Below are 26,857 nucleotides of genomic sequence, written 5' to 3'. Positions count from 1 at the left end.
GAACAGGGAATGGCCAGCAACCAAGTGACAGCGTATAGGGAGTATTTATTAATTTTAATGAGATAGTAGGTAAAAGACTTACGGCAGTAAAAAATATTCTTTATGAAGCATCTGATTCTTACTCTCGGACTCATTATTTTTGTTTCGGAATTTACCTTTGCACAAAACCCAGCGATAGATACAATTAAACCGAAACCAATAAATTGGGTTGATGTAAAAACTCATCTAACTAACTTAATGAAATGCCAATGTATCGATGCACACATCGAATTATTGGTTAATCGTCGTGACACGTCAGCAGATCATTTTCAAAGTCCATTGTATCTCGGTTACTTAATTTATGGTTCTACTTTAGAGAGATTTAAGATTGCTGATATATATGCATTAACTGATACCTTTCAAAAAACAGTTGTTGATGTTACTCTAAATGAATTTATAAAATCCTATGAGGGCAATACTAGTATGTTAAACGTGTATTCTTGGTGTGATTTTAATGCTAAGGAGTACATTCGGAAAAAATGGAAATTCATCAAAAAACTTTCAAGAGTTTTTTGATTTCTGTTTTATCATAAACATAAAACCCTCTTCGCCTTGTCCCAGCAACGTCTCCGGCACGGGACGTTGCGTCTAGCATAACAGTTTTTGCAATATACATTTTGATACAACCTTTAGCTGAATTTTTACGTCTAAAGGTTTGTATTTTACAATATCATTAAATCGAGTTGTTCTCCAGAATTATGGATGATATGGATTTAAGTAAATTGTAAGATTATTAGTAATAAGTACGCAAAGCCCCTAAAGGAGACGTTGCTGAAAAAAGATCACTCAATTTTATGGATTCTCGATAAGATACTAATTATTTGATTTTTTACAGTTTAATTTTTATAATATGGTTATTTCAAAGTCATTGGCAATCGGAGCTGCGTTCGGATTAATCATTGCTGGATATAGTTTTAAAACAACTCATCTGTGGTCTACCAAGAATGGTACTATATACCCAAAGGCAATGCAAAGTGATTTTTCCGAAAAAAACACTAAAGAGCCCCTTTATTATTCGTTAAAAAATGATACAATAAACATTAAGGCAAACCTCAATAAAATAAATGCCCTTCAACTGAAATTTGAGATAGTCTTTGTGAAAAACAAAAGAAAAAAAGTGATAAGTGGGGTAGCAAAATTGATCAGATTTAAGAATGAAGAGGGCGGCTGGGAGTTACCGGAAGGCTCTCCAATATTTGATGAAAATAAAAAGGTTGATTATGTATGCGATTCTGTTTATAGTTTCTCGTCAAAGGCCTATAATATTTCTTTAGGCTTTCAAAAAAAGAACAAAAAGAGATTAAGTTTGACAGTTGGGAAATATGATCGTACTACATTCTTAGATGGCGATTTCACTTTGTATAAAAAACAATATGAATATTATAGATAAATCTGCGTTCCTATTTTTCTTAATACTAGTTGGCTGTAAAAATAAACATGCTTTGTCCCAGCAACGTCTCCGACACGGGACGTTGCGTCTAGCATAACATTTTTTGCAATATACATATTGATACAACCTTTAGCTGAATTTTTACATCTAAAGGTTTTTATTTTACAATGTCCAGTAAAACGAGTTGTTCTCCAGAATTATGGATGATATGGATTTAAGTAAATTGTAAGATTATTAGTAATAAGTACGCAACGTCCCTAAAGGAGACGTTGCTTGGAAAAATTTGTATCAATAGAAAAACGACTTAAAGAAATAAACTATGGCAAAGTTTGATAGATTCAAAATAGTATATATTAGAAATATTGTTGGCTTGTCTACACTTATTTTCTATATTATCTTATCAACAATCAGACATTTCTCAGAGAATTCCAAGCTACTGTGGATACCAACATTTTTATTTATTGCAAACTGTCTAATACTTATTGAGGTAATTTATTTATACTATTTCAAGAATACTTTTGTCGACAAAAAAAATATTAGGTTATTGCTTTTACAGCTGGTAATCAATATTGCTTTTTGTTTATTGGGGCTCAGTTATATTTATTGAAAATGAAATGAGTATAAACACAAAGCCCTCTTTACGGAGGGCTTTAATGTTGTTTTGCTAATCAGGGTTTTAATATTCTTCTATAGTGCTATTTGTTTTTCTGTCATCATTCTGCGTAGGTTTATTAAACCATAACGCATACGACCCAACGCAGTGTTTATGCTGCATTTAGTTAAATCTGCTATTTCTTTAAAACTCAAATCAGCATAGTGACGCATAATGATCACTTCACGTTGATCTTCAGGAAGCATGTCGATCAGCTTTCTAACTCTGTCATGACTTTGACTTTGCATGATCTTGTGTTCAGCTCCCGGTTCAGAGAAATTCAACACTTCAAAAATGTCACGGTCGTCGCTGGTTTTAATACTCGGACCACGTTTAACTTTTCTGAAATGATCTACACACATATTGTGTGCAATACGTAATGCCCATGGTAAGAATTTACCTTCGTCTGTATATCGGCCACTTTTTAAAGTGTCGATCACACGGATAAATACATCCTGGAACATGTCTTCAGCTAAATACTTGTCTTTTACAAGTAAATAAATAGAAGTGTAAATTTTGTCTTTGTAACGCATAACTAACGTTGAAAGAGCATCTGCATTGCCGTCCATGTAAAGGTGGATCAATTGCTGATCAGTAAGGTTTGTAAGGTTTTTCATAAACTTGCCAGTTTAAAGATTAAGGATTGTGTGTACCAACATCGTGTAAGGGAAGGCGTGGAAGCACTTAGTAAGACAGGCTCTGGGGCTTTTCTCTTATTGGATATTGGACTGTAAAAATAGAATGCCTTTTTTGATTTTTATAGAGTACAATTGACCATTTTTAGGTCAATTTTTATCGTAGAACTACTTAGTAAAATTTTCAGACCCAGTATTGACGGGCATTACATCGATTTTCAGATATAAATAATAAATCGTGGGACTAACATACTAAATTTGTAATCGCAATAAAATGAAAACAAAATCGATTAGGCAAACGGTCAAAAATTCACCTGCAAATACTACTGAGGGAATTTACATTAAGGGTGCAAGAGTGCACAATCTTAAGAATGTAACAGTAACAATACCACGTAATAAACTGGTAGTAGTTACCGGTGTGTCCGGCTCAGGAAAATCTTCTCTAACTATCGATACTTTATTTGCCGAAGGGCAGCGCAGGTATGCAGAAAGTTTGAGCGCCTATGCCCGTCAGTTTATGCAACGGATGGATAAACCGGATGTGGATTATATAAAAGGCCTTTGTCCTGCCATCGCCATAGAACAAAAAGTAGTTACCCGTACACCTCGTAGTACAGTGGGTAGCATGACCGAGATATATGATTATTTACGATTACTTTTTGCAAGAGTCGGTAAAACCATTTCTCCTGTGAGCGGAAGAGAAGTTAAGAAAGACGATGTAGCTGATGTAATAAAAGCGGTTCAGCATTTTAAAGAGGGCGACAAGGTTTTAATACTCGTTCCTTTCAAACAACATACAAAACGTGAGTTGAAAGAAGAATTAAATATTTTATTACAAAAGGGTTTTACAAGAATTGCATCTCCAACATCTCCAAAAGAAAAAGAACTTGAGATATTGCGAATAGAAGAGCTCTTAGAACTAACTGATAAAGATCTAAAGAAAAGGCTTACATCGAACATCGAACATCATACATCGTACATTTTAATAGATAGAATTGTTGTTAAGACTTTTGATGAGGATGATATACATAGAATATCCGATTCAGTAGGCACTGCTTTTTATGAAGGTGAGGGTGAAATGATGTTGATGGTAAATGATACAAAGACATTGCATTTCAACAATAAATTTGAATTGGATGGAATTGTATTTGAAGAGCCTGTTCCAAATCTTTTTTCATTCAATAATCCTTTTGGGGCTTGTCCTACTTGCGAAGGCTTTAGTCAGATACTAGGTTTAGATCCTGATCTTATCATTCCAAACAAAAACTTAAGTCTATACGAATCGGCTGTTGCCCCATGGAAAGGCGAAAAATTAAGTTGGTGGAAAGATCAATTCATCAAGGCTGCAAAAAAAACAAATTTTCCGATCCATAAACCGATCATTGATCTTTCCGATGCAGAATTAAAATTGCTTTGGGAAGGGAACGATCATGCACAAGGCATCAATGATTTTTTCAAAGAAGTAGAAGCGAATCTTTATAAGGTACAATACAGGGTTTTGTTAAGCAGGTATAGAGGTAAAACAACTTGTACTGATTGTAATGGTTATCGCCTTCGAAAAGAAGCATTGTATGTTAAGATAAATGGAAAGCATATTGGAGAACTATGTGAATTACCCGTAAGAGATTTGAAAGTATGGTTTGATGAGCTGAAATTGTCTGAATACGATAGTAAGGTTGCAAAAAGAATCTTATTGGAAATTCATCATCGTTTAAAAACATTACTAGACGTAGGATTAGGCTATCTCACTTTAAATCGTTTAGCCAACTCATTGAGTGGCGGGGAAAGTCAGCGTATTCAATTAACAAGAAGTTTGGGTAGCAATCTTACCAATTCATTATACATATTAGATGAACCTTCAATTGGCTTACATAGTAGGGATACAGAAAAACTCATTGGTGTTTTAAAAGAGTTAAGAGATCTGGGCAATACCGTTGTTGTTGTTGAACACGATGAAATGATGATGAGAGAAGCAGATCATATCATTGATATGGGGCCGTTGGCAAGTCATTTGGGTGGAGAAGTTATTGCATCGGGTAATTATGATGAGTTGATTGCCAATAAAGAAAGTCTGACAGGAAAATATTTAAGCGGAGCTCTACAAATTGAGCCGCCAAAAAATATACGTAAATGGAATCGCAGCATTAAAGTTGAAGGAGCCAGACAAAACAATTTGAAAAATATCACGGTTGAATTTCCATTGAATGTGTTGTGTGTTGTTAGTGGTGTAAGTGGAAGTGGTAAAACAACTTTAGTGAAACAAATATTATTTCCTGCTTTGCAAAAAATAAAAGAAGGGATTGCAGACAGACCCGGTTTGCATAAAGCTGTTAGTGGAGATATTGATGCTGTTTCACAAATAGAAATGGTAGATCAAAATCCGATCGGTAAATCATCCAGAAGCAATCCTGTTACTTATATTAAAGCGTATGATGAGATAAGAGAGTTATTTGCGAAACAACCATTGAGTAAACTAAGAGGTTTTCAACCAAAACATTTTTCATTTAATGTTGATGGTGGCAGATGTGATACCTGCAAAGGAGAAGGAGAACAAATTGTAGAAATGCAATTTTTAGCAGATGTGCATTTGACCTGCGAAGTTTGCGGCGGTAAAAAATTCAAAGAAGAAGTTTTAGAAGTAAAGTACAACGATAAAAATATTTATGAAGTACTTGACATGAGTGTTGATGAATCCATTGATTTTTTTGCCGATGAGCATGATGTGGCAAAGAAGATACAACCCTTAAGTGATGTGGGGTTGGGTTATGTAAAACTTGGTCAGTCAAGTAATACATTGTCCGGAGGAGAAGCACAAAGAGTAAAGCTTGCATCTTTTTTAGGCAAAGGAAAAGCGCAGGGAAAAATATTATTCATTTTTGATGAACCAACAACAGGTCTTCATTTTCATGATATAAAAAAATTACTCACTTCATTCAATGCCTTGATTGAGCAAGGGCATACCATATTGGTTATTGAACACAATACCGATGTGATCAAGTCTGCAGATTGGGTAATTGACCTTGGCCCAGAAGCAGGCGATGGAGGTGGTAAGTTGGTTTTTGCAGGTAGGCCCGAAGACCTAAAAAAATGTAAAGAAAGTTACACCGGCAAGTTTTTGTAGCGAAGGCATCAATACGGCTCTAAGCCCTCAAACACCTAAGAAAAGCGTTAATTAGCTTTGAATCCCCAATAATATTTAGTAGATTTAGTTAGTTCTTTTTTCTTCACTTCTAAATCTTGCTATATGAATTTAGTACACCGCTTAGAAATTTGGGGCGATAGACATCACCCTAAATGGTTAGACGTAATACGTATAGTTTTAGGCATATTCCTGCTTTACAAGGGCATCGACTTTCTTCGTAATACCAGTCAACTTGTAAGTGTAATGACGGGCAAATCTCAGTTCAACAGTTTTTGGGCTCTCTTATTCAGTCACTATATCGTGTTTGCACATATAGTAGGAGGAGTTTTGATGGTATTGGGCTTTCTCACAAGATTAGCCTGTTTGATTCAGATACCAATTTTGCTGGGGGCATTGATATTTGTACATGCTCACGAAGATATTTTCAGAACCTATTCCGAAATATTTGTAACGCTTATAGTACTCTTATTGCTTGTTTATTTTTTGATCATTGGTAATGGGCCATTGTCGATAAAAATAAAAGAAGAGGAGCGGCCGAAGTATAAAGGTGGGCAGTAATATTATCTCAACCTGTCACTATCCTCAATTATCTTTTTATCATTAAGGATGCCTTTTACAGCCAACACAAAAAATGTTATGATGGCAGGATGAATGATCGCAGTAAGGGAAAGTGTACCCTGCGCAAAGGTTTTTATCTGTCCGTAGTACAACAACAATAATATGATTTCAGCAGCTACGCCACCAACGCAAAGCCATAGCTGTGTATTTCTGTTCTTAAATAAAAAGATAGCAACTGCGGCAAGTAATCCAACAAGTATAGTAAGTGTTAGAATTAAAAATCCTCCCGTAGCACCCGTAAGTTTGGTGTAAGGAACATTATTAATATCGGTACCGCTGTAAGTAGAAAAACGAATTGTACAAAATGCAAAAACCGATGCCAGTAAAAGCCAGATTGATTGAATGCGTTGTATCATTTTCTTAAGTTTAATATGTTTAAAACGTTGAAAAGGTTCAACAAGTTAAACAAGCATTTTAAACTTATTAAACTTTTAGAACCTCTTGAACAATTATCCCAATTCCGGATAAAGTACAAACTGTTTCATAAACTCATTTACATCTCCACGAACTTTTGAGATCAATGCCTCGTCATCAGCATTCATCAACACCTTGTCAATTGAATCAACAACAAAGCTCATATGCTCTTCTTTAAAACCTCTTGTTGTAATAGCAGCTGTACCCACACGGATACCCGAAGTTACAAATGCGCTCTTATCATCAAAAGGAACCATGTTCTTATTTAAAGTGATATCAGCTTTCACCAATGCTTGTTCTGCTTTTTTACCACTGATATCTTTATTACGAAGATCTATCAACATTAAATGATTGTCTGTACCGTTACTGATCAACTGATAGCCTTTATCAACAAACGCTTTAGCCATTGCCTGTGCGTTGCTGATCACTTGTTTTGCATACACGGTAAAGTCATCCGACAGAATTTCTCCAAAGGCAACAGCTTTTGCAGCAATTACATGTTCTAATGGTCCGCCTTGAATACCGGGGAATACAGCCATATCCAACAAATTACTCATCATGCGGATATTACCTTTTACATCTTTCAATCCCCATGGGTTTTCAAAATCTTTTTTCATCAAGATAATACCACCTCTTGGTCCACGTAAAGTTTTATGTGTAGTAGAAGTAACGATCTGACAATGTTCAAACGGAGAGTTCAATAAGCCTTTAGCGATCAAACCTGCCGGGTGTGCCATATCACAATGTACCAAAGCACCAACCTCGTCAGCTACTTTTCTGATTCTGGCATAATCCCAGTCACGGCTGTAAGCACTTGCTCCGCAGATGATCAGTTTGGGTTTTAACTCTCTTGCTTTCTTTTCTAAGGTATCGTAATCAACCAAACCGGTTTCTTTAATAACACCATAAAAATGTGGTTCATATAATTTACCAGAATAATTTACTGCCGAACCATGTGTTAGGTGACCACCCATACTCAGGTCAAGTCCTAATATTCTATCACCCGGTTGTAAAATAGCTAAAGCTACTGCTGCATTTGCTTGAGCACCGCTATGTGGTTGCACGTTAGCATATTCGCAACCAAAAATTTTATTTAATCTATCTATTGCTAATTGTTCAGTTTGATCAACGATCTCACAACCTGCATAATATCTTCTGCCCGGATACCCTTCTGCGTATTTATTGGTCATTACATTGCCCATTGCTTGCATCACTTGTAAAGAGGTGAAGTTTTCCGAAGCAATTAATTCAATTCCATGACGTTGACGTTCTAGTTCCTTACGTATCAAATCAAAAACTAATGTATCTTTTTGCATAATTATGTGGTGTTGTAAATTTTTGCAAATATACAACGGGTATGGTTCATAAAAACAGTCGTGTTTATTCAAAATTCACTACTTTCACACACTGATTTGAGGCGTTTGAAAGTTTATTCTAAATAAAACCTTCCGCTGTAGCGGAACCGGAGTTTCATTATGAAGGCAATTATACCGGTGGCCGGAGCAGGAACCAAGCTGCGACCACATACATATACACAGCCAAAGGCTTTAATACCTTTAGCAGGTAAAACAATTTTAAGCACCATTGTAGATCAACTACTCGATGCCGGGATAAAGGAATATATTTTTATCGTTGGCTATCTCGGTGAAAAGATCCAGGATTACGTAAAGGCAAAATACCCCGAGCTTACCTGTTATTTTGTTTATCAAAATGAACGGTACGGAACAGGTCATGCTATTGATCTTGCAAATGAGATCGTTGGTAACGATGAAGTATTTATTGTTTTGGGAGATACAATAGCTGAGTACGATGTAAAAGAGGTGTTGGAATCGCCATACTCTATGTTAGGTGTGAAAAAAGTAGATGATCCACGAAATTTTGGCGTAGCAGAAATCGATGAAGAAGGCACAATCACAAGGGTAGTAGAAAAGCCATCCATACCAAAAAGTAATATGGCTTTGGTTGGTATTTATAAAATAAAAGAGACAGATTTTCTTTTTAATTGTCTTAAAAAAATAATGGAAGGCGGTAGCGACCGTATGCAGGAGTTGAGTTTAACAGATGCTTTGGAATGTATGATACAGTCCGGTGCAAAATTCAAATCCTTTAAAGTACAGAGCTGGTTCGATTGTGGTAAGAAAGAAACATTGCTTGAATCGAATGCCACTTTGCTAAAAAAATCCGGAGGTAGTTTACCTCAACGCCACAACTTTGAAAACACCATTATCATTCCTCCTGTAAGTATCGGTGAGGGTTGCGATATAAGAAACTCTGTAATAGGCCCCAATGTTACCATTGGTGAAAGCACCATTTTAAATTATACAATTGTAAAAGAATCTATCATTGGTTCTTTTTCGAAATTATTTGATGTAGTATTGGATGATTCTCTGATCGGTAGTGATACAGGCGTAAAAGGAGAGACCCGTTCGTTGAATATTGGAGATAATACGGATATAGATCTTGGTTAGTCTTGAAAGTTTAACAGGTCACAAAAGTTCAATAAGTTTCAAAGGTTTCTTTAACTCGTTAAACCTATTCAACCTCATAAACTTATTAAACACTACACAGTGAAACCTTTCAATAATAGCATAACCGAACTTTTTGGCATAAGTTATCCCATCATACAAGCAGGTATGGTATGGGCAAGTGGTTGGCGTTTATCCAGTGCCGTTAGCAATGCCGGAGGGTTGGGTTTAATTGGTAGCGGCAGTATGTATCCCGATGTTCTAAGAGAGCACATTCAAAAATGTAAAGCTGCAACACAAAATCCTTTTGGTGTAAATATCCCCTTACTGTATCCTGATATTGAAAAACATATTCAAACAGTGATCGATGAAAAAGTACCGGTCGTTTTTACATCTGCAGGGAACCCCAATACATGGACACCTATCTTAAAACAACACGGCATTATAGTAGTGCATGTTGTAAGTAGCAGCAGATTTGCACAAAAGGCCGAAGCCGCAGGTTGCGATGCAGTTGTAGCCGAAGGCTTTGAAGCCGGCGGTCATAACGGGAGAGAAGAGACTACAACTATGGTGCTCACTCCGGCAGTTTGTAATACAGTATCCATTCCCGTTATATCGGCTGGCGGAATTGCTACTGGAAGACAAATGTTGGCAGCAATGGTATTGGGTGCAAGTGGTGTACAGATCGGTAGCAGGTTTGTTGCAAGTACCGAAGCCTCTTCTCATATCAATTTTAAAGAAGCGGTTATTGCTGCTCAGGAAGGTGATACTAAGCTAAGTTTGAAAGCACTTACCCCTGTAAGGTTATTAAAAAATGAGTTTTATATGGCCGTACAGCAAGCAGAATCTAACGGCGTTTCTGTGGAAGCGTTACAAGAATTGCTGGGTAAAGGCAGGGCAAAAAAAGGTATGTTTGAAGGAGATTTAAAGGAAGGCGAGCTTGAAATTGGTCAGGTAAGCTCAATAATAAAGGAAATAAAGCCGGCAGAAGCCATTGTAAAAGAGATATGGACAGAGTTTATGGCTTTATTGGCGCAGCCCCTCAAATAAATAATTAATATATTTGCCCTAATTAATTTGTAAATTAACCCCTAACAAATGCCTTTTAATTTGAAGCTATTGGTCAATACGAAAACAAAACTGCTGCTTGTTATCTTAATGAGTTTTTCAGTTAATGCATTTTGTCAGCCGCCTACAACCTTACCAACAACCGAAGAAATAAAAAATCTTCCTGCAGGAACGATCGATCCTGCACAAATGCCTCCAAAAGTATTAAAATCATATTTCGGCGATAATAATAAAAATGTACAAGCAGGTGCAGACAAAAATAAATTGCCCGAACAGCAAAATGTTACTGTTGTAAAAGATACGATCATAGAAGATAATATCAGAGCGAACAGTTACAAATCGGATGATACATACGGAACAAATATTTTCAAAAACACTGCAATGCTGAATGTTGCAGAACTCTCTACACCTCCCTTGGATTATCCGATTGGTGTAGGAGATCATATTGTTGTAGCATTATGGGGCGGAGGCGAGTATCAGGAAGATTACGTAGTAGCAAGAGATGGTTCTATATTTCCTGCAAGTCTTGGTAAAATAACAGTGCAAGGTTTAACTTTTGAATCGGCTCGTTCGTTGATCTATTCAAGATTTAAAAGTGTTGTACCGGCAACTACGAACATACAAGTAACTTTAGGACAACCACGTACCATCAGTGTTAATGTAGGTGGCGAAGTAAATAACCCCGGGCCGGTAACCGTTTCGGCATTTTCCAATGCATTCAATGTAATTGGTTTAGCAGGTGGTGTTACAAAATATGGTAATTTAAGAGAGATAAAAGTTAAGCGTAACGGTAAAGTAATTGAAACATTGGATGTATATAAATACCTGACATCAGGAGATATTGGCAATCGAATTTATTTACAAAACAATGATTTTGTACTTGTAACTTTTGTAGAGAAGAAAGTGCTGGCAACGGGACAATTTAAACGTCCGATGTATTATCAATTAAAAAAGAATGAAGGAATAAAAGCATTGGCAGATTTTGCAGGTGGCTTTACACCGGATGCTTATACATCAGATGTAAAAATTGTGAGAACTGAAAATGAAAAACAGGTAATACATGATGTGAACGCAACTGCAATATTACATCAGGGTAAACCGGATTTTATTTTGAAAGATGGCGATGTGGTTAAAGTAAATATCATTAACCCAGGAGTCATCAATAAAGTAGAGATAAAGGGAGAAGTTTCTTATCCGGGATTTTATGAAATAAAGAAGGGTGATCTTTTATTTGATGTGATCAATAGAGCTGGTGGTATTACCAAAAATACTTATTTGCCGAGAGCGTATATTTTCCGCAGAGGAGCTGATTCGGTTAATCTTAAAGTAGATAAGATAGAGATCAGTTTGAGAGATATTGAAAGCAACAATAGCGCTGTAAATAATGTTGCACTGCAGCCTAACGACCTTATTCAGTTATTTTCTAACAGCGAATTTGGCGAACAACATTTTGTAGAGATTTTCGGCGAAGTACGCAAGCCCGGCAAACTGAAAGTTTATGGAGGAATGACACTACAGGATCTCATTTATTTGTCCGGCGGTTTAAAGCAATCAGCTGAATTTGGCAGATTGGAAATTTCAAGTATTGTAGATATTGATTCAGCAAAACAAGGGTTAAAGCCAACACAGACTGTAGTAAAATCATATGCTGTATTGCCTAATTTAGAACTTGACCTGACTTCGGCACAAGTTATTATTAAGCCCTATGATCAGGTTTTTGTGAGAAAGAATCCCGAGTTCAAGCTTCAACAAAATGTTTTGATACAAGGGTTGGTTAAATATCCGGGTAATTATCCCCGATTGAATAAAGAAGAAAAATTATCGTCTTATATCAAAAGAGCAGGAGGGGTATTGGATAATGCGGATCTTAGTGGTGCCTTTTTAATAAGAGGTGAAACCGATTTTTTCAGAGATGAATATCTGGCGAAGAAAGTTTTAGATACAAATGGAGTGATAAAAGAAGAGGTGTTGGGTAACATAGGCAAACCCGTTAGTATCGATCTTTTCAAGGCATTAAATGAAAAGGATTCAAAGTATGATATTGTGCTTCAGGAAAAAGATGTGATCTATATTCCTGAAATTAATCCGTTTGTTACGGTGCAAGGGGTTGTGCAGGCACCTGTAAAAACCACTTTTGATAAAGACTATAACAGGTTAATGTATTATGTTGACAAAGCAGGTGGCTTCGGGGTAAAACCATGGCGTAACAGAATATATGTTACATACGCAAATGGCAAGAGCAGACGAACAAGAAATTTCCTTTTTATCCATTTCTATCCAAAGGTAAAAGAAGGTTGTACAATAACGGTTCCTGAAAGAAAAGAAGGCAAAGATGTTGGTAACATCATTATTCAATCTATTACTGCAACGATACCGGTGATCATTGCAAGTCTCATTATTAAAAACTTATAAAATAACTACAGTGAGCACAGCGGATTTTATTAAGGCAATATCAGCCAGATTAAGTAAGGCTAAACTGTTGATTATTCTTGTTGGAATCATTGTGGCTGTTTTACTGTTTTTTTATGCATTTCGTTCCAAGCCGGCTTACACATCAAGAGCCACTGTATTTCCATTGAATAATCAATCGCAAGGGTCACTTGCAGGCAATAGCCTTAGCAGCCTTTTGGGAATGGGAGATGGTTCTAAAAGTTTCAGTAGTGATGCTGCTATAAATATCATCGAACTGGCAAATAGTCGTAACGTAAGAGAAGCAGTAGCCGCTGCAAAATTACAAAGCATCAATAATAAGACCATTGCAGAATTATTGATCAATGAAACAAATAACAACAAGGGTTTGTTCTCTTCTAAGATAAAAATACCTGCTGACAGTGCTGCATTGGTTAGCATTGGAGGTAATATTTTGAAATCGGCAGTTGATGCAAAGATCAATCGTAACGGTGTACTTGAGTTAGCATTTACAAATACGAATGAAAGTCTTGTAAAACCTGTTACAGAAGTGATCATCGCCAAGATATCTGACTTCTATATCAATCTACGAACTCAGAAGGCAATGGATGATTATAATTTTACGGTGAAAAAGATCGATTCTTTGAATCTTGTAGTTAGAGGATTTGACAGCCGTGCTATTGCAATGCAAAATGCTACTTTTTTTACACCCGATAGATTAGAATACTCTTTACCAAAAGAAAATCTTTCGGGAGATAGGGATAGGATCAAAGCACAACGAGAAGCAGCCATTGCTAACAGAGACGAAGCACTATGGACATTACAAAAGGCAACTCCTATTATATCGATTTTAGATAAACCCGACCCTCCGTTTACAGTTGAAAAAAAATCTCCTGTAGTTTGGTCAATTGTCGGTTTTGTATTAGGTGCTATATTCACAGCAATACTTGCTGTATGGGGTGTTTTGTATGGTTATGTAAAATCAGAAATAAGGAAATCGATTTTTGCTGCATGATCATGATTTTCCAAAAGCCCATTTGATCATTTGTTTCCACGAACCTTTTTTACCATAGCTTAAAATACCGACATGGTAAATTTTTGCAGCAAGCCATGTTGTAAATAAAAAACCTGCTATCAATAAAGTCATTGACAGTACTAACTGTGTCCAGGGGACTGCCCCGGGTGCCGGTACAATTCCCATCATTACAATAGGTGAAGTAAAGGGAATAACGCTTCCCCAAAATGCCAAAGAGGTATTTGGGTTTTGAATGGCTTGTGTCAAAATGATAAATGCAAAAATGATCGGCATTGTTATTGGTAATACCAGCGATTGAGCCTCCTGTGGGTCTTCGTTTATAACACTGCCCACTGCTGCAAACAATGCAGCATAAAATAAATATCCTCCTAAAAAGAAAAACAAGAAACTGCTGATTATAAGTGGCCAGTTTAATGAGTATAATGCTTCTGTAGCTCCGGCGATATTTTTAGCTGCCTGACTAATTTGCACAGTATTGCTATTTTGCAGTGCAGGATTATTTTGTAATTGTTCTACCTGTTGTAAAATATCAGCCGGAATAAATAATTGTGCGACTGAAAAAATTCCAAAGATCAAGATGATCCATAATAAAAATTGAGTGATACCTACGGCACCTATGCCTACTATTTTTCCAAGCATTAATTGAAAAGGTTTTACAGAGCTTACAATTACTTCTGCAATACGATTCGTTTTTTCTTCCATTACCCCACGCATAACCTGTGTGCCATAAATGAACATGGTAATGTAGATCAAAATACCACAGAAATACCCGATACTCGCTGTAAGTCCGGAATATATTTGCTGCTTATCCTTTCCTTCGCCTTTTGATTGTATAAGATCGATATTCTTTGCCTGCTTTCTCATGGAGTCGAGCGTAGCCATCGGCATTTTAAAATTGTCTTCCAGCATTTTATTTTCAAGAACAAGATTCATCTGGTTTCGGATATAATCTTCGTTATTAGCACTGATCTGCTTTTTTACCTCAATGGATATTGCATTCTCTGCATTTTTTTGCAGATCTTTTATATGTATGTATGCATCAAATTGACCATTTAATAATTTGCTGACAGCAGTATCGCTTGTGTAAACAAACCGGATAGATTTATCTTTTTTATCTTTTAACGTGTTTTTAAAAATGCCTGTTTCGTCATTCAGTGCAACAATACATTTTTCGGATGCTCCTTTGGTTGAAAGATAAATGGAGCCTGCAATGAAAAGTACAATGACCAACGGTAATAGAAAAGTTGATAATAAGAATGTTTTGTTTCTTACTCTTGTAGTGTATTCTCGTTTTATGATTAACCAGGTTTTACTCATAATATTATTCTTATATATTTTTAAAGCACTAAACAAAAAATAAATTAACAACTATAACACAATCGTACATCCCAAATCGTACTTAATTAAACTGTCTTGCACCGGGAGTTCCTTCTACCAGTTTAATAAAGATATCATTCAGTGATGGGAGTATCTCTGTAAAAGAATTAACAGTAATGTTTTTATTGATCAAATATTGCAGAACATCATTCGTAGTACTATCGTGTTGCAACTTGATTTGTAATTGATCGGGTTGATGTTTGATGACTTCAAAAATGTAGGTGCCTAGTTGCTCCGCAGATGTTGCAGCATTGATCCTGTAGATGTTTTCTTTGAATTGATTTTTGATATCACTCACTGTACCGTCCAGTATCTTTTGTCCCTTGTTTACAAGAATGATATGGTCGCAGATCTCTTCTACTTGTTCCATGCGATGTGTGCTGAATATGATAGTGATACCCTTTTGAGACAGGTTAAAGATTTCGTCTTTAATAATATTCGCATTCACCGGGTCGAGGCCGCTAAATGGTTCATCAAGAATGATCAATTTTGGTTCATGTAAAACCGTTGTAACAAATTGTAATTTTTGGCTCATCCCTTTACTGAGATCCTCTACTTTTTTGTTCCACCAGCTTTGCATCTCAAATTTTTCGAACCAGTATTTTAATTTTTGCATGGCATCGGTTCTGCTCAAGCCCTTTAGTTGTGCCAAATACAAAGCCTGTTCGCCGATCTTCATCTTTTTGTACAAACCTCTTTCTTCAGGCATGTAACCGATCAGGCCAACATCTTCAACAGGATTGAATTTTTTGCCATTCAGATTAATGATGCCGCTATCCGGATAAAATATTCCGGTGATCATTCTTAGTAATGTTGTTTTACCGGCACCATTTGGGCCAAGTAAACCGAAAATACTTCCTTCTTTGATGTCAAAACTGATATCATCAACCGCTTTTTGTGAGGCGAAATATTTTTTGATGTTTTGTAGCTCAAGTAAGTTCATAAAAAATAATTAGGCAAATGTATAGATGTAAGGTTTTAGTAAGCAAGTTATTTTATAAACGGTAGCTTATTAGTTTACATACTCCTTGCTAGGTAATGATATGGATCTGGCAAACCCTTTTTCAAATAAGTATACTTCATTGCAAATGGTCTGCAAATTCTCTATTTTATGAGCAATTAGAATAATAGCTATTTTTGGTTTTAATTTCATAAGCAATTGTAATACAAATCTTTCAGCGTCTTTATCCATAGCAGATGTCGCTTCGTCTAAAATTAGTAATTGTGGTTGATGGTATAATGCTCTTGCAAGTGCAATTATTTGTCGTTGACCGCCTGATATATTTATACCTTCTTCTCCCACTAAAGTAAAATAAGATTGGGGTAAGGACTCGATAAATTGAATAAAGCCGTATTCTTTTAAAAAGTCAATTACTTTTTCTGTTTTAACTGACGCATCTTCAAAAGCTATGTTTTCTAACACAGAGGTATTAAAAAGATGTATTTGTTGCGGCACCGCTGCTACTATTTTTCTCCAATTTACAATAGAAATATCTTTTAAATCTATTCTGTCATTAATGATGATTGAACCTTTTTCATAATCGTAATTTTTTTGTAACAATTGCAGTAAAGTACTTTTGCCGCAGCCATTTTCTCCAATTATTGCGGTGCTTTCTCCTCTTCTAATTTTCAGAGATATATCTTTTAAAATTGGACTACGACCAGCAAAGCGAAATAACAGATTTTGTATGTTTATTGATTGTAGACTTAAGTTAGAGGGTAAATTATTCTCAGCATTAATAATTTCTTTTTCGACACTTGTAAACTCAAACATTCTGTCAAAAGCAATTTTAGCTTCATTAATAGGTAAAAAAACTAATGCTAAATTAGTAACTGGTGGTAAAAGTGTGCTACACATGCCTAATAAAGCCATTAGCTCCCCTAATTTCAAATGATGGTTTATTACTTGATAACTACTATACATCAAAATACTGCATAAAAATAAGGACGCAAATACATTGACAAGAAAGGAGATTTTAATTTTAATTTTACCAAATATTACAATCGAATCTTGATAATGTTTATAAATGCTATTATTTACTGTTGCAAATAAACTTTCTTTATTAAAATTTTTTATGCTGTCTATCCCCTGCAAGCTAGATATGTAGTTACTTTCAACGGTGGCATAATTACTCATGATTGCCCTTTGCTTATCCTGTATTTGTTTAGTCTTCAGATAAATTAAATTATAAAAAAAAGGCATGGTACATAAACAAATGATGCCTACCTGCCAACTGTATATAAAAATAAAAATAAACGAAACAATTACTATCAGGAGATCTATAATGACGTTGCCGGTTAATTGTGTAATTACATTTTGTATTCTGCCAGTATCCTGCAGCCGTGCTGAAAGTTCGCCGATCTTTCGAGTATCGAAAAATGGTTTTGGTAAATGTAATAAATGGTCATAAAAAAATGTTGTAATTCGAATATTGAAATCTTTGGATTGTCGCAATAAAAATAGTTGTCGTAATACGATCAATCCTTCTTTTATAATTAATAATACCAGAAGTAATGCAACTCCTAAGTTCAGTTTTAAGAAATTATGTTGCGGTATAATATCATCAATCAGCCGTTGAGAAAAAATAGCCATCGATAACCCTAATATTGCTATGCCAATGCCAAGTGCAAATGCAATAGATAGTATGGTGGCATCATCTTTTACCAATTGTTTTAACCATAGTATTTTTTCTTTGTTAATTGCGCTTTCTTTTTTGAAGCTTTCATTTGGAGTTAATGTAAGACAGGTTTTGCTTTTCCAGATTTTTTTTAATTCGCTTTTATTTAAATATTCAATGCCTTTTGAAGGATCTCCAATAATAAATTTCAGTTCATTGTCTTTTTGAGTAACTCCATAACAAACTACATAATGCTGTATAGTGTTATCTATTAATAAATGTAAAATGCAAGGATCAGGATGGGTAAGCAATGCCGCAATATCAGCCTCATAACCTTCCGCAGTAAAACCTGATTGATTGGCTGCTTGATATAGCCCAAGTAAGGTGGTACCAGTAATATTGGTGCCGCTTAATTTTCTCAAATTATCAAAAGTATTTACACCACCATAATATTTGATAAGGGATAAAAGACAAGCTACCCCACAATCCTGTTGATCTTGTTGAAGTGTAATAGTTTTTTGAATATGTTTAAGATTGTGGTTATTCAAACGCAATCGTTTATTTTATTAGTAATTTATGGAATGATTATTTTCTTTTTGTAGATTTTCTTGCTAAATAAAAAACAAAGCCTGCATTTCCACTAAACATAATAATACCTGCAATAAATGAATACTTGTTTTCTACTTTATATAACGTCAATAAATTATTTATCACTAGTAATTCAGAAATAATTATAAGTGCCCATAGAAAATATTTTATTTTTTTCATATTTTTTATTTCAATTGGTCGATAACTTTTAGAACGTTTACCTCTCCTTTATAATTTTTTACTAATTCACTCTTGCTGTTATATATGATCAGTGAGGGTACCACAGATGTACCAAATATTTTATAAAAATTATCGGTACTATCTTTTAATAATTTAATAAATGGGTATTGTGTAAGATGATAGATGCTATCAAACTGATTGATTTCTGGATAGGGTTGATTGGATATAAATAAAATATTAGTTGTTTTAAATGCGTTTGCAAACTTTGTGATTTCTGAAGCTTCGTATTGACAATGCTCACAATCTGAATTATAGAGTATGAATAACGTGGGTCTATTTGCTTGTATCGAATCTTTGGTAAATTTTTGCTTTTGCAAATTATAAAATTCAAAGGTGGGTAGCGTAGCAATTTTTTTTTCAATAGCGTTTTTGCTCTTTAATGACTTAGTTATATTGATCAGTAAAAAGGCCGTCGTTGAAATTATTATTGATAAAACCGGGATTATTCTTTTCCATTTCATGCTAAGAAAATTGTAGTGTAAAAAAAACTACTATTAATACCCATATTGCAAGGCCAATTAAATAAGGGATGCAAAACATGGCTGCGGCTTTTGATTTACTAACATTATGTTGTATGGCATACATAGATGTGCCCACAAAACAATATAGAAGCTCCCAAATATTGATAGTTTGTAATGGATATTGATACCATTGCGGTGTGCTACTTATTGGAAATAAATTTGATAATGCACCCGGTACAAAAGCTAAATCATACAAGGTATTTACCGGTTTATAAATTACTAAACAACAAAATTTCACTAAAAGCCTTAATACAAAAACATACTCTGCTTTTAAGCAAATATTGTAATTGTGTTTAAAACTACTTCTTTCATTATTTAATAGGGAGCCTATTGTAACCCAGAAGCTATTGTATAGTACCTTTAAAATCAATGAAATTGGGATAATCAAATAACCTAACCATCGATACTTTTTTTCGCTATCTAATATTTCTTGTACTTTTTCTAAACTTAGCTGTTCAGTATAAGTACTATAATAAACCGAATCAGTATAAAAAAAATACTCGATAAAAAATGTTATTGCATATATAAAAATCGTTATCCCACAAAAATAATTTCTTTTTTTTATTGTAAGAATTTCAATATTGAATTCATTCATTTTTTTAAAAATTGATTATCGGTACAAAAAATATTCTTAGTTATTTTTTATTTTATTTGTTGCATTAATTGAATTATTTATTAGGTTAATCAATTCTTGTTTAATCAAGTTTGCTTTTTTATCGGGTATTATATAAAAAATATCAACTTTTGTATTGCGAATGTTGAATAAAATATTATTGGTATCGAGAATAAAATAAATATCTTTTGAATATACTTTGAATGGACCATATTTGTAAGTGGAAAAAAATATATTTATAGAATTAGTTTTGTAGAGTGGTAATGAAAATTTTTCTAAAAGTTTTGTAATCATTTTCAATTTTTGTTCTTTGGTAAGCGATGTTTCATAGGCACTGAATGAAACGTTTTTTAATAAATATTTATAGTACAAGAGTCCTAATGTAAACTGTAATAAAAAAACCAATAAATAGACGAAGATTCTTATTGGAATTAGATTTCCATAAGAGTCGGCTACTGGGAATATAGAACTAATACAAAAAATAAGGATGAGATAAGTTAAAATGCACAAGACATATAATATATGGAAGTCATACCAATTAATTTTAAATCTTCTTTTTTTTAATATAAAATCAATATCGATTTTTTGATTATCCACTAGCATGTTTAATAAGAATTTTGGTAACGAAATAATATTTCGGGAACTGGAAATTGTTCCCGAAATATTTGTAAATGTGTTTCTTTTAGCAATCTTTCATATATGCTGCATAAAGACCCACAGCTGCACATGCAGCCGCACCACCTGTTATGAAAATCATCCCAAAGGCGAAGATTCCTCCTGCGACCATCGATGATGTACTGCAGCTACCTCCTGCAATTACTTCCATTTCTTGGGAATTTAATTTTTGCATTCCCACATGGTTCATTTTACTTTTCATATTTCTTAATTTAAAATAATGTAATCTTCTTTTTCTCTTGTACTTCGAGTAGGCCTACATTACAATGCTCCCAGTAAGATTGTGTTTGTAAGTTATCTTGTAAAGTAACTTTGAGGATTTTTTAAATATTTAAATGTGATTACAAAAAAAGCAACACTAAAAATCAAAGCAATTATCCCTATTGCTATTGAAATAAATTTTTCGGGATTGGTATTACCCTTGTTAAACTTGGTAAATAAATTTAAAAGGTAATGGTAGCTAACTTGGTTCAACATTTTATTTTTAATTACATCATATAAGCCATAAATCAAAAAATATGTTCCTGCAAGGCAATATAGCATGAGGTATAAAAAATACTTATAGTTAAGTTTTAAAATTATATTTGTAGCACCTGCTATTAATACTATTGATATAAGTATTTTTATAGTCTTTAGTACAAGTGTTAATCTAATTTCAATCTGTTCTATTTTTTTTCATTAGCTATTTTATTATTTATAAATTCAGTTTTTATTTTACTATTTTCAAATAAGAAAAATATAAGCAGTTACTACTTAAAAAATTCAAAACATCTATTTTAAGTTGGGTGCCATTGTATTCAAAATCATTTCGCTTCTTTATTATATCAATCAATTGGTTGCCGGTTAATGCTTCCTCATCAAAATAATACAATAACTCATTCCAACTAGTTAACGGTTTTGTATACAATTCTTTTTCATTATAGCCTAAGGATTGTATCAAAACCATTTGTGTGTTTTTGCTTTCAGTAATAGTGCATTTATCTGTTACAATACTTTCTATTACCTCCATTGTTATCGGGTTTGGATATTGATAACTTAAATAAGCTATTTGACAGATATTTTTATCCAATGTGAATTTTGTGCTTAAAAATGCATCTATATTATCTTCATATAATTTTCTTAAAATCTTTTCTGTTTTTTCTTCTATATTTTTTGTAAAGGTCTCAGGGCTACTATAAAGGGTTTTATGAGTTAAATATTTATACTTTTCTATTTGGTATATATCACTTAATAATTTATAGTGGTTTTCTGTAGAATGTTTATTGTACTCGACTTCAATTAAATCGCAAAGGCTTTCAAATTCAATATTTTTATAATCGATAGTAAGTTTATCTAAAATGATATTTGTATTTGTAAATATTTCTTTAATGTCATAATCCTTATTAACTGTTAATGGAATACTCGTTATTTTTTCAATCGGATATAATGCATTTATGTGTGTATACATTTCCGGAAATTCATATTTCAATCTTCTTTCTAATTGGCTACAGGCAATGGGGTTTTGTTTTGCAAATCCAATTACATGAATAAATTTATTTAGTAACGGCGTGGTATTAAATCGAATAAGATCTGCAGACTCAACAGTTACATTTTCTAATAAAGTGGTAATTGGGATATTTTTATTTTTAGCCCATAAATAGCAGCATAATTGTTCAAAAACAATATTAAGGTCTCCTGCATCTACCCTTGAAATAACCACTGCATTTTTTGTAATAAAATCAAATGCAAATGTTTTGAGCTCTTCGAAAAAGTTATTATTGTGCCCGCCAATAACACCAGCATTAATGCTAATTAATGGTTGATTTGATTGAGCATTTAGTGCTTCCTGAAGTAGGTTTGGTAGATAAGTAAAATGTTCGGCAATTTGCTTTAATGGCTTTTTGTAATAAGCGTAATTTTCTTCTAAATTTTGAACTAATAACTCAGCATTTTCAAATTTATTACTGAATTTCTCCCAGATATATACATCACCATCAACATGTATGAAAGGTTCGGATTGTTTTGCATAGGTGTATATCTTAGGCAAAGCCCATAATAGTGGATTATAAGTATTCAGGCAATCCAGTTCTTTATGAACATTTGTATAAGGCAAATTCAGTTTATCAATCAACCATTCCTTGCCAGTCTTATCCGTGTATAATACTACTTCAGGATAAAACTGTTTTAATTTGGAAATACTAAAAGCCCAACTCATTGCATGCAGTCTTTCGCTAGGCCAGCCACCGCAATTTCTGCCATTGAGGGCATCTTTGGCATTATTCTGCGCAGGTAAAGACCAAAATGATTGAACGATCTTCATAATTAACATGAAATAATTAAACTTACTTAATTAATTGTTGTTTAAGTAGTTGTAAGGCATTCGCAATACTTGCGAGATGGGAAAGTATTTAGAATGGTTGCATGGGTATAAAAAATATTTATGTCCCGGTAGTCATTGTGAATGTTATTTTACAGATTGGTAAGTTTATCAGCCAATTGTTTCGCCACTCTCTCTCCATCCATCGCTGCACTTACAATGCCACCTGCATAACCGGCACCTTCTGCACAAGGGTATAAATTTTTTATTTGTGGATGTTGTAAAGTTTCTGCATCTCTAGGAATACGCACCGGGGAAGAAGTACGACTTTCTGTAGCTACTACTACTGCATCATTGGTGAAATAGCCTTTTACTTTTTTACCAAACTCAATAAATCCTTTTGCCAAAGCACTATAAATAAAATCAGGTAAAACTTCATTCAATTGAGAACTGTTAAGTCCGGGTTGATAAGAACAATCTGGCAGATCTGCTGATCGCTTTTTGTTAGAAAAATCGACCATACGTTGAGCGGGTGCTACAAAATTACCTCCGCCGGCTATAAAACTTTTTTGTTCAACCATTTGCTGAAAACGCATCATTGCTAATGCATCCGCTTTCATCTTTTCATTTTTAATTACGTCGCTTAATTCTATTTGTACAACCATACCGCTATTTGCGTAAGGGTTATTTCTTTTAGATGGGCTCCAGCCGTTTACTACCAACTCTCCCGGAGTAGTAGCAGCAGGGGCTATAATGCCACCAGGGCACATACAAAATGAAAATACGCCTCTTCCATTTACCTGTTGTACTAAACTATACGAAGCCGGAGGTAAGAATTCTCCTCTTGAAGAACAGTGATATTGGACACTGTCAATTAATTGTTGAGGATGTTCAACCCTTACGCCTAAGGCAAAAGGTTTGGCTTCAATTAAAATATTTTTACTGTGGAGTAATTCGAAAATATCTCTGGCAGAATGGCCGGTAGCTAAAATGATGGCTTCTGCCGTGAATGAATTACCATCCGCTGTTTTAACCGATCTTATTTTGTTATCGGCAATCTCAAAGTCAATTACTTTCTTCTCGAATAAGAATTCGCCTCCACAATCGGTAATGCATTTACGCATAGCCGTTATAATATGCGGTAGTTTGTTAGTGCCGATATGCGGATGAGCTTCGTATAATATTTTTTCTTCGGCACCAAAGTGTACAAAGAGATTCAGTATTCTGTCAATATCACCACGTTTATTACTTCTTGTATATAATTTACCATCGCTGTAAGTGCCGGCACCTCCTTCGCCAAAACAATAATTGCTTTCAGGATTTACAATACCTTCTTTATTCAAAGCAGCCAGGTCCCTTCTCCTTGCTCTTACATCTTTACCTCTTTCAAGAATGATTGGTTTAATGCCTTGTTCGATCAACTGCAATGCTGCAAATAATCCTGCTGGTCCGGCGCCAATTATAATAACTGATTTAGATGCATTTTGTACATCCTTAAAATTAAAAGATTGAATTTCTCTTTGATGAAAAGGCTCATCAATAAATGCATTAACTGTAAGGTTAACCCAAATGGTTTTGGCTCTTGCATCGATGGATTGTTTGGCAATAGTATAGCCACTTACAGAAGATAATTTTTTACTACAGCTATTGGCTATGAGTTGTTTTATTACAGCTTCATTGGCTGCTTCGGAAGGAAGTACTTTTAAAGAAATTTTTTGTTGCATATAATAACGCCGGATACTTATCCCGGAAATTTTATTCGCTTAAATCTATTGCATAATCTACCCGTAATCCCCCTTTAGGGGATAGGGGCAAGAGTGTCTTAAAACGGCAGATCATCGATCGCATCAGGCGAAGCTGATGTGAACGTATCAAGCGGTTCTAAATAATCATTATCAATGGCTGCTTTGGCAGGAGCATCAGCACCGGGCTGCAGAATTTGCTCAATACGCCATGCGTCTAAATTAGTGATGTAATTTGTTTTGCCATCTTTTTCCCACTTGGTTCCTTTGATGTTAAAATGAACTTTTATTTCATCGCCAATATTCACTTTATCGATAATGGTTGTTTTATCTTGAATACATTGAAATTTTGCATAATTGGTAATGGTTCTGCCACCAATCTCATCTGTCTTTTCAACAGCAAATTCTCTTGTTTTAAAAGTTTCTGTACGTTGTACTGTATCATATTTGGCAACTAATTTGCCCGTTAATTCGTAGCTCATTGTATTTGTATTATTGGTCAAAAGTAAACTTATTTATTTGTAATTATTTTTCATTTTTTTGACATCATATTAAAAAAAATATACCTACCTTTCGTAGCTCATTTAACCCCATTTTATTCATGCGTAGATCCAATATACTTTTATTGTTTGCGGTAATTTTTTTATTGAATGCCTGCAATACCCGCTATCAACCTCAATCTGCTCAATACAAGGGCTACAAGATAAAGTCTGATGAACGCCCCACGAATGAATTGTCTGTAATGTTGAAGCCCTACAGCGATAGTGTGAATAGTAATATGAATGATTTTGTTGCAACTGCGGGCATGGTGCTTGAAAAAAAATCTCCTGAAGGAACATTGAATAATATTTTGACTGATGCCATGCTGTATATGGCAAAGGAAAAATACCAAATGAATGTAGATGCAGCTTTTTTGAACTATGGCGCCATCAGGCTTCCATCTATTGCCGCCGGTAGCATTACCCGAGGTAAAATTTTTGAAGTAGCTCCGTTCGATAATGTACTTGTTTTACAAAAATTGGAAGGAAAGGTCATACAACAGGTGTTGAATATTGCTGCGGCAAAAGGGGGCTGGCCCTGTGCAGGCATGAGTTATCAAATAAAAGATAAAAAAGCTATCAATATAAAAATAAATGGTGTTGCTTTGAATGAATCGACTGTCTATACAATAGCATTGGTCGATTATATTGCAAATGGCGGCGATGAATGCGAAATGCTGAAAACTATTCCGCAGATCAACAATGGTTATTTATACAGAGATGCGGTGATGGCCTATTTTGCTAAGTTCGCCAAAGAAGGGAAAACAATTATTTCTAAACTTGAAAACAGGGTATCCAATGCACAATAGAAGAAAATTTTTAAAACAATCCTTATTGGCAACGGGGGCACTACTTACTTCCCAAAGCATATTGGCTGAGGAACCGGATGTGGCAAAGAAGCTGACCATATTGCATACAAATGATGTGCACAGTAGGTTAGAGCCCTTTCCAAAAGATGATCCTAAAAACCCCGGATTGGGGGGAGTAGAGGCCAGAGCAGAGGTCATTAAGCAGATTAGAGCCGAGGAAGATCATATTTTGCTATTAGATGCAGGAGATATTTTTCAGGGTACTCCTTACTTTAACATATACAAAGGAGAGCCTGAAATAAAAGCAATGGCGGCGATGGGATATGATGCTGCAACAATGGGTAATCATGATTTTGATGCCGGATTAGAGAATTTTGCTACACAATTACATCATGCCAGTTTTCCCATTGTAGTATGTAATTACGATTTTACCGGTACTCCGATGGAGTTTAAATATCAGCCCTATAAAATATTTAAAAAGGGGAAATTAAAAATTGGTGTTACAGGAGTAGGAATAGAAGGAAAAGGATTGATCCCCGACAACCTTTTTGGCAATACAAAATACCTTGATCCGATAGAAAATGCAAGCAAAATTGCTACCATGTTGAAGAAGGAAAAGAGCTGCGATATGGTAATATGTTTAAGTCATCTTGGGTATAAATATGTTGATAATAAAATAAGCGATATTGTTTTAGCGAAAGAAACAGAAAATATTGACCTTATTTTGGGCGGACACACACATACTTTCATGAATGCGCCGGATAGTTATTTAAATAAAAACGGAAATACTGTTTTCGTAAATCAGGTAGGCTGGGCGGGCATTCAGCTCGGTAGACTAGATTTTGAATTCTCAAAATCATCGAAAAAAAATCTTGCAAAATCCCATACTGTGGTCATAAGTAAAAAAACAAGAGAATAAAAAATTTTTTTTTCAACAATTTATCTTGATATTCGCTGTCCCGCTAAGGAAT

General features: G+C 34.6%; 24 protein-coding genes. 10 read left to right on the top strand and 14 right to left on the bottom strand.

Annotation, left to right across the window (positions count from 1 at the left end; translation table 11 throughout):
* The first annotated feature begins 102 nt into the window (after positions 1-102).
* Positions 103-555: a hypothetical protein gene (locus ACQ33O_RS00935; RefSeq protein WP_430993665.1), complete on the top strand. Its 453-nt coding sequence runs from the start codon at positions 103-105 to the stop codon at positions 553-555.
* A 334-nt stretch (positions 556-889) separates the two neighbouring features.
* A complete protein-coding gene (locus tag ACQ33O_RS00930) occupies positions 890-1,429 on the top strand; it encodes a hypothetical protein (RefSeq protein ID WP_430993664.1) in 540 nt (179 codons plus the stop codon).
* Between the two features lie 687 nt (positions 1,430-2,116).
* Here the strand turns inward: ACQ33O_RS00930 and ACQ33O_RS00925 are convergent.
* Positions 2,117-2,698, bottom strand: a complete 582-nt coding sequence (locus ACQ33O_RS00925) for an RNA polymerase sigma factor (RefSeq protein ID WP_430993663.1) — start codon at positions 2,696-2,698, stop codon at positions 2,117-2,119.
* A 292-nt stretch (positions 2,699-2,990) separates the two neighbouring features.
* Between ACQ33O_RS00925 and uvrA the strand changes: the two genes are divergently transcribed.
* Entirely contained in the window at positions 2,991-5,837 is a 2,847-nt protein-coding gene (gene uvrA, locus ACQ33O_RS00920) for an excinuclease ABC subunit UvrA (protein WP_430993662.1), read from the top strand.
* A 123-nt stretch (positions 5,838-5,960) separates the two neighbouring features.
* Complete coding sequence (locus ACQ33O_RS00915) at positions 5,961-6,416, top strand: DoxX family protein (protein ID WP_430993661.1); 456 nt, start codon at positions 5,961-5,963, stop codon at positions 6,414-6,416.
* A 2-nt stretch (positions 6,417-6,418) separates the two neighbouring features.
* Here ACQ33O_RS00915 and ACQ33O_RS00910 read toward each other — a convergent pair whose 3' ends face one another.
* Complete coding sequence (locus ACQ33O_RS00910) at positions 6,419-6,832, bottom strand: DUF4293 family protein (RefSeq protein ID WP_430993660.1); 414 nt, start codon at positions 6,830-6,832, stop codon at positions 6,419-6,421.
* A 93-nt stretch (positions 6,833-6,925) separates the two neighbouring features.
* Positions 6,926-8,206, bottom strand: coding sequence for a serine hydroxymethyltransferase (gene glyA, locus ACQ33O_RS00905; protein ID WP_430993659.1), 1,281 nt, complete (start codon positions 8,204-8,206; stop codon positions 6,926-6,928).
* Between the two features lie 159 nt (positions 8,207-8,365).
* On the opposite strand from glyA, the gene ACQ33O_RS00900 reads away from it, so the two are divergent.
* The 4 genes from ACQ33O_RS00900 to ACQ33O_RS00885 all read left to right on the top strand — a co-directional run bounded on the left by ACQ33O_RS00900 (position 8,366) and on the right by ACQ33O_RS00885 (position 13,847).
* Entirely contained in the window at positions 8,366-9,358 is a 993-nt protein-coding gene (locus ACQ33O_RS00900; protein WP_430993658.1) for a sugar phosphate nucleotidyltransferase, read from the top strand.
* A 99-nt stretch (positions 9,359-9,457) separates the two neighbouring features.
* A complete protein-coding gene (locus tag ACQ33O_RS00895) occupies positions 9,458-10,405 on the top strand; it encodes an NAD(P)H-dependent flavin oxidoreductase (RefSeq protein WP_430993657.1) in 948 nt (315 codons plus the stop codon).
* Positions 10,406-10,513: 108 nt separating this feature from the next.
* On the top strand, positions 10,514-12,835 hold the full coding sequence (locus tag ACQ33O_RS00890) for an SLBB domain-containing protein (RefSeq protein WP_430993656.1): 2,322 nt from the start codon (positions 10,514-10,516) through the stop codon (positions 12,833-12,835).
* 10 nt (positions 12,836-12,845) lie between these two features.
* Positions 12,846-13,847, top strand: coding sequence for a Wzz/FepE/Etk N-terminal domain-containing protein (locus ACQ33O_RS00885; RefSeq protein ID WP_430993655.1), 1,002 nt, complete (start codon positions 12,846-12,848; stop codon positions 13,845-13,847).
* Here ACQ33O_RS00885 and ACQ33O_RS00880 read toward each other — a convergent pair whose 3' ends face one another.
* The 11 genes from ACQ33O_RS00880 to ACQ33O_RS00830 form a co-directional block, all read right to left on the bottom strand.
* Positions 13,848-15,185, bottom strand: a complete 1,338-nt coding sequence (locus tag ACQ33O_RS00880) for an ABC transporter permease (RefSeq protein ID WP_430993654.1) — start codon at positions 15,183-15,185, stop codon at positions 13,848-13,850.
* A gap of 82 nt (positions 15,186-15,267) precedes the next feature.
* Complete coding sequence (locus tag ACQ33O_RS00875) at positions 15,268-16,188, bottom strand: ABC transporter ATP-binding protein (RefSeq protein ID WP_430993653.1); 921 nt, start codon at positions 16,186-16,188, stop codon at positions 15,268-15,270.
* A gap of 69 nt (positions 16,189-16,257) precedes the next feature.
* Positions 16,258-18,417, bottom strand: coding sequence for a peptidase domain-containing ABC transporter (locus ACQ33O_RS00870; protein WP_430993652.1), 2,160 nt, complete (start codon positions 18,415-18,417; stop codon positions 16,258-16,260).
* A 31-nt stretch (positions 18,418-18,448) separates the two neighbouring features.
* Complete coding sequence (locus ACQ33O_RS00865) at positions 18,449-18,631, bottom strand: hypothetical protein (protein ID WP_430993651.1); 183 nt, start codon at positions 18,629-18,631, stop codon at positions 18,449-18,451.
* Positions 18,632-18,636: 5 nt separating this feature from the next.
* Positions 18,637-19,008, bottom strand: a complete 372-nt coding sequence (locus tag ACQ33O_RS00860) for a TlpA family protein disulfide reductase (RefSeq protein WP_430993650.1) — start codon at positions 19,006-19,008, stop codon at positions 18,637-18,639.
* Positions 19,009-19,153: 145 nt separating this feature from the next.
* The gene (locus tag ACQ33O_RS00855; RefSeq protein ID WP_430993649.1) at positions 19,154-19,807 is read right to left on the bottom strand and encodes a hypothetical protein; all 654 of its coding nucleotides are present in this window, start codon (positions 19,805-19,807) and stop codon (positions 19,154-19,156) included.
* Positions 19,808-19,843: 36 nt separating this feature from the next.
* Positions 19,844-20,119 carry a hypothetical protein gene (locus ACQ33O_RS00850; RefSeq protein ID WP_430993648.1) on the bottom strand — a complete coding sequence of 92 codons (276 nt, stop codon included), beginning with the start codon at positions 20,117-20,119 and terminating at the stop codon, positions 19,844-19,846.
* Between the two features lie 388 nt (positions 20,120-20,507).
* The gene (locus tag ACQ33O_RS00845; RefSeq protein WP_430993647.1) at positions 20,508-20,651 is read right to left on the bottom strand and encodes a hypothetical protein; all 144 of its coding nucleotides are present in this window, start codon (positions 20,649-20,651) and stop codon (positions 20,508-20,510) included.
* A gap of 558 nt (positions 20,652-21,209) precedes the next feature.
* Complete coding sequence (locus tag ACQ33O_RS00840; RefSeq protein WP_430993646.1) at positions 21,210-22,799, bottom strand: DUF6734 family protein; 1,590 nt, start codon at positions 22,797-22,799, stop codon at positions 21,210-21,212.
* A gap of 149 nt (positions 22,800-22,948) precedes the next feature.
* On the bottom strand, positions 22,949-24,520 hold the full coding sequence (locus ACQ33O_RS00835; RefSeq protein ID WP_430993645.1) for an FAD-dependent protein: 1,572 nt from the start codon (positions 24,518-24,520) through the stop codon (positions 22,949-22,951).
* A 98-nt stretch (positions 24,521-24,618) separates the two neighbouring features.
* Positions 24,619-25,020: a DUF3127 domain-containing protein gene (locus ACQ33O_RS00830; RefSeq protein WP_430993644.1), complete on the bottom strand. Its 402-nt coding sequence runs from the start codon at positions 25,018-25,020 to the stop codon at positions 24,619-24,621.
* A 119-nt stretch (positions 25,021-25,139) separates the two neighbouring features.
* On the opposite strand from ACQ33O_RS00830, the gene ACQ33O_RS00825 reads away from it, so the two are divergent.
* Together ACQ33O_RS00825 and ACQ33O_RS00820 are read left to right on the top strand one after the other, a co-directional pair.
* Positions 25,140-25,886: a 5'-nucleotidase C-terminal domain-containing protein gene (locus ACQ33O_RS00825; RefSeq protein ID WP_430993643.1), complete on the top strand. Its 747-nt coding sequence runs from the start codon at positions 25,140-25,142 to the stop codon at positions 25,884-25,886.
* Positions 25,876-26,805 (top strand): bifunctional metallophosphatase/5'-nucleotidase, encoded by a 930-nt coding sequence (locus ACQ33O_RS00820; protein WP_430993642.1) that lies wholly within the window; start codon positions 25,876-25,878, stop codon positions 26,803-26,805. Before ACQ33O_RS00825 ends, ACQ33O_RS00820 begins: the two co-directional genes overlap by 11 nt.
* Positions 26,806-26,857 lie beyond the last annotated feature (52 nt).

It is taken from the genome of Ferruginibacter sp. SUN002 (genome assembly GCF_050611725.1).
Lineage (GTDB): Bacteria > Bacteroidota > Bacteroidia > Chitinophagales > Chitinophagaceae > Ferruginibacter.
The sequence above is the reverse complement of the archived record's forward strand: the minus strand, read 5'-3'. Positions and strand labels throughout refer to the sequence as shown.

Bases quoted from the DNA above. Each gene is read 5' to 3' on its own strand.
- ACQ33O_RS00855 (WP_430993649.1), bottom strand. From the start codon at position 19,807: ATGAATGAATTCAATATTGAAATTCTTACAATAAAAAAAAGAAATTAT.
- ACQ33O_RS00825 (WP_430993643.1), top strand. From the start codon at position 25,140: ATGCGTAGATCCAATATACTTTTATTGTTTGCGGTAATTTTTTTATTG.
- glyA (WP_430993659.1), bottom strand. From the start codon at position 8,206: ATGCAAAAAGATACATTAGTTTTTGATTTGATACGTAAGGAACTAGAA.
- ACQ33O_RS00875 (WP_430993653.1), bottom strand. From the start codon at position 16,188: ATGAACTTACTTGAGCTACAAAACATCAAAAAATATTTCGCCTCACAA.
- ACQ33O_RS00900 (WP_430993658.1), top strand. From the start codon at position 8,366: ATGAAGGCAATTATACCGGTGGCCGGAGCAGGAACCAAGCTGCGACCA.
- ACQ33O_RS00835 (WP_430993645.1), bottom strand. From the start codon at position 24,520: ATGCAACAAAAAATTTCTTTAAAAGTACTTCCTTCCGAAGCAGCCAAT.
- ACQ33O_RS00925 (WP_430993663.1), bottom strand. From the start codon at position 2,698: ATGAAAAACCTTACAAACCTTACTGATCAGCAATTGATCCACCTTTAC.
- uvrA (WP_430993662.1), top strand. From the start codon at position 2,991: ATGAAAACAAAATCGATTAGGCAAACGGTCAAAAATTCACCTGCAAAT.
- ACQ33O_RS00910 (WP_430993660.1), bottom strand. From the start codon at position 6,832: ATGATACAACGCATTCAATCAATCTGGCTTTTACTGGCATCGGTTTTT.
- ACQ33O_RS00845 (WP_430993647.1), bottom strand. From the start codon at position 20,651: ATGGAAGTAATTGCAGGAGGTAGCTGCAGTACATCATCGATGGTCGCA.
- ACQ33O_RS00880 (WP_430993654.1), bottom strand. From the start codon at position 15,185: ATGAGTAAAACCTGGTTAATCATAAAACGAGAATACACTACAAGAGTA.
- ACQ33O_RS00935 (WP_430993665.1), top strand. From the start codon at position 103: ATGAAGCATCTGATTCTTACTCTCGGACTCATTATTTTTGTTTCGGAA.
- ACQ33O_RS00820 (WP_430993642.1), top strand. From the start codon at position 25,876: ATGCACAATAGAAGAAAATTTTTAAAACAATCCTTATTGGCAACGGGG.
- ACQ33O_RS00915 (WP_430993661.1), top strand. From the start codon at position 5,961: ATGAATTTAGTACACCGCTTAGAAATTTGGGGCGATAGACATCACCCT.
- ACQ33O_RS00830 (WP_430993644.1), bottom strand. From the start codon at position 25,020: ATGAGCTACGAATTAACGGGCAAATTAGTTGCCAAATATGATACAGTA.
- ACQ33O_RS00850 (WP_430993648.1), bottom strand. From the start codon at position 20,119: ATGATTACAAAACTTTTAGAAAAATTTTCATTACCACTCTACAAAACT.
- ACQ33O_RS00930 (WP_430993664.1), top strand. From the start codon at position 890: ATGGTTATTTCAAAGTCATTGGCAATCGGAGCTGCGTTCGGATTAATC.
- ACQ33O_RS00840 (WP_430993646.1), bottom strand. From the start codon at position 22,799: ATGAAGATCGTTCAATCATTTTGGTCTTTACCTGCGCAGAATAATGCC.
- ACQ33O_RS00890 (WP_430993656.1), top strand. From the start codon at position 10,514: ATGAGTTTTTCAGTTAATGCATTTTGTCAGCCGCCTACAACCTTACCA.
- ACQ33O_RS00865 (WP_430993651.1), bottom strand. From the start codon at position 18,631: ATGAAAAAAATAAAATATTTTCTATGGGCACTTATAATTATTTCTGAA.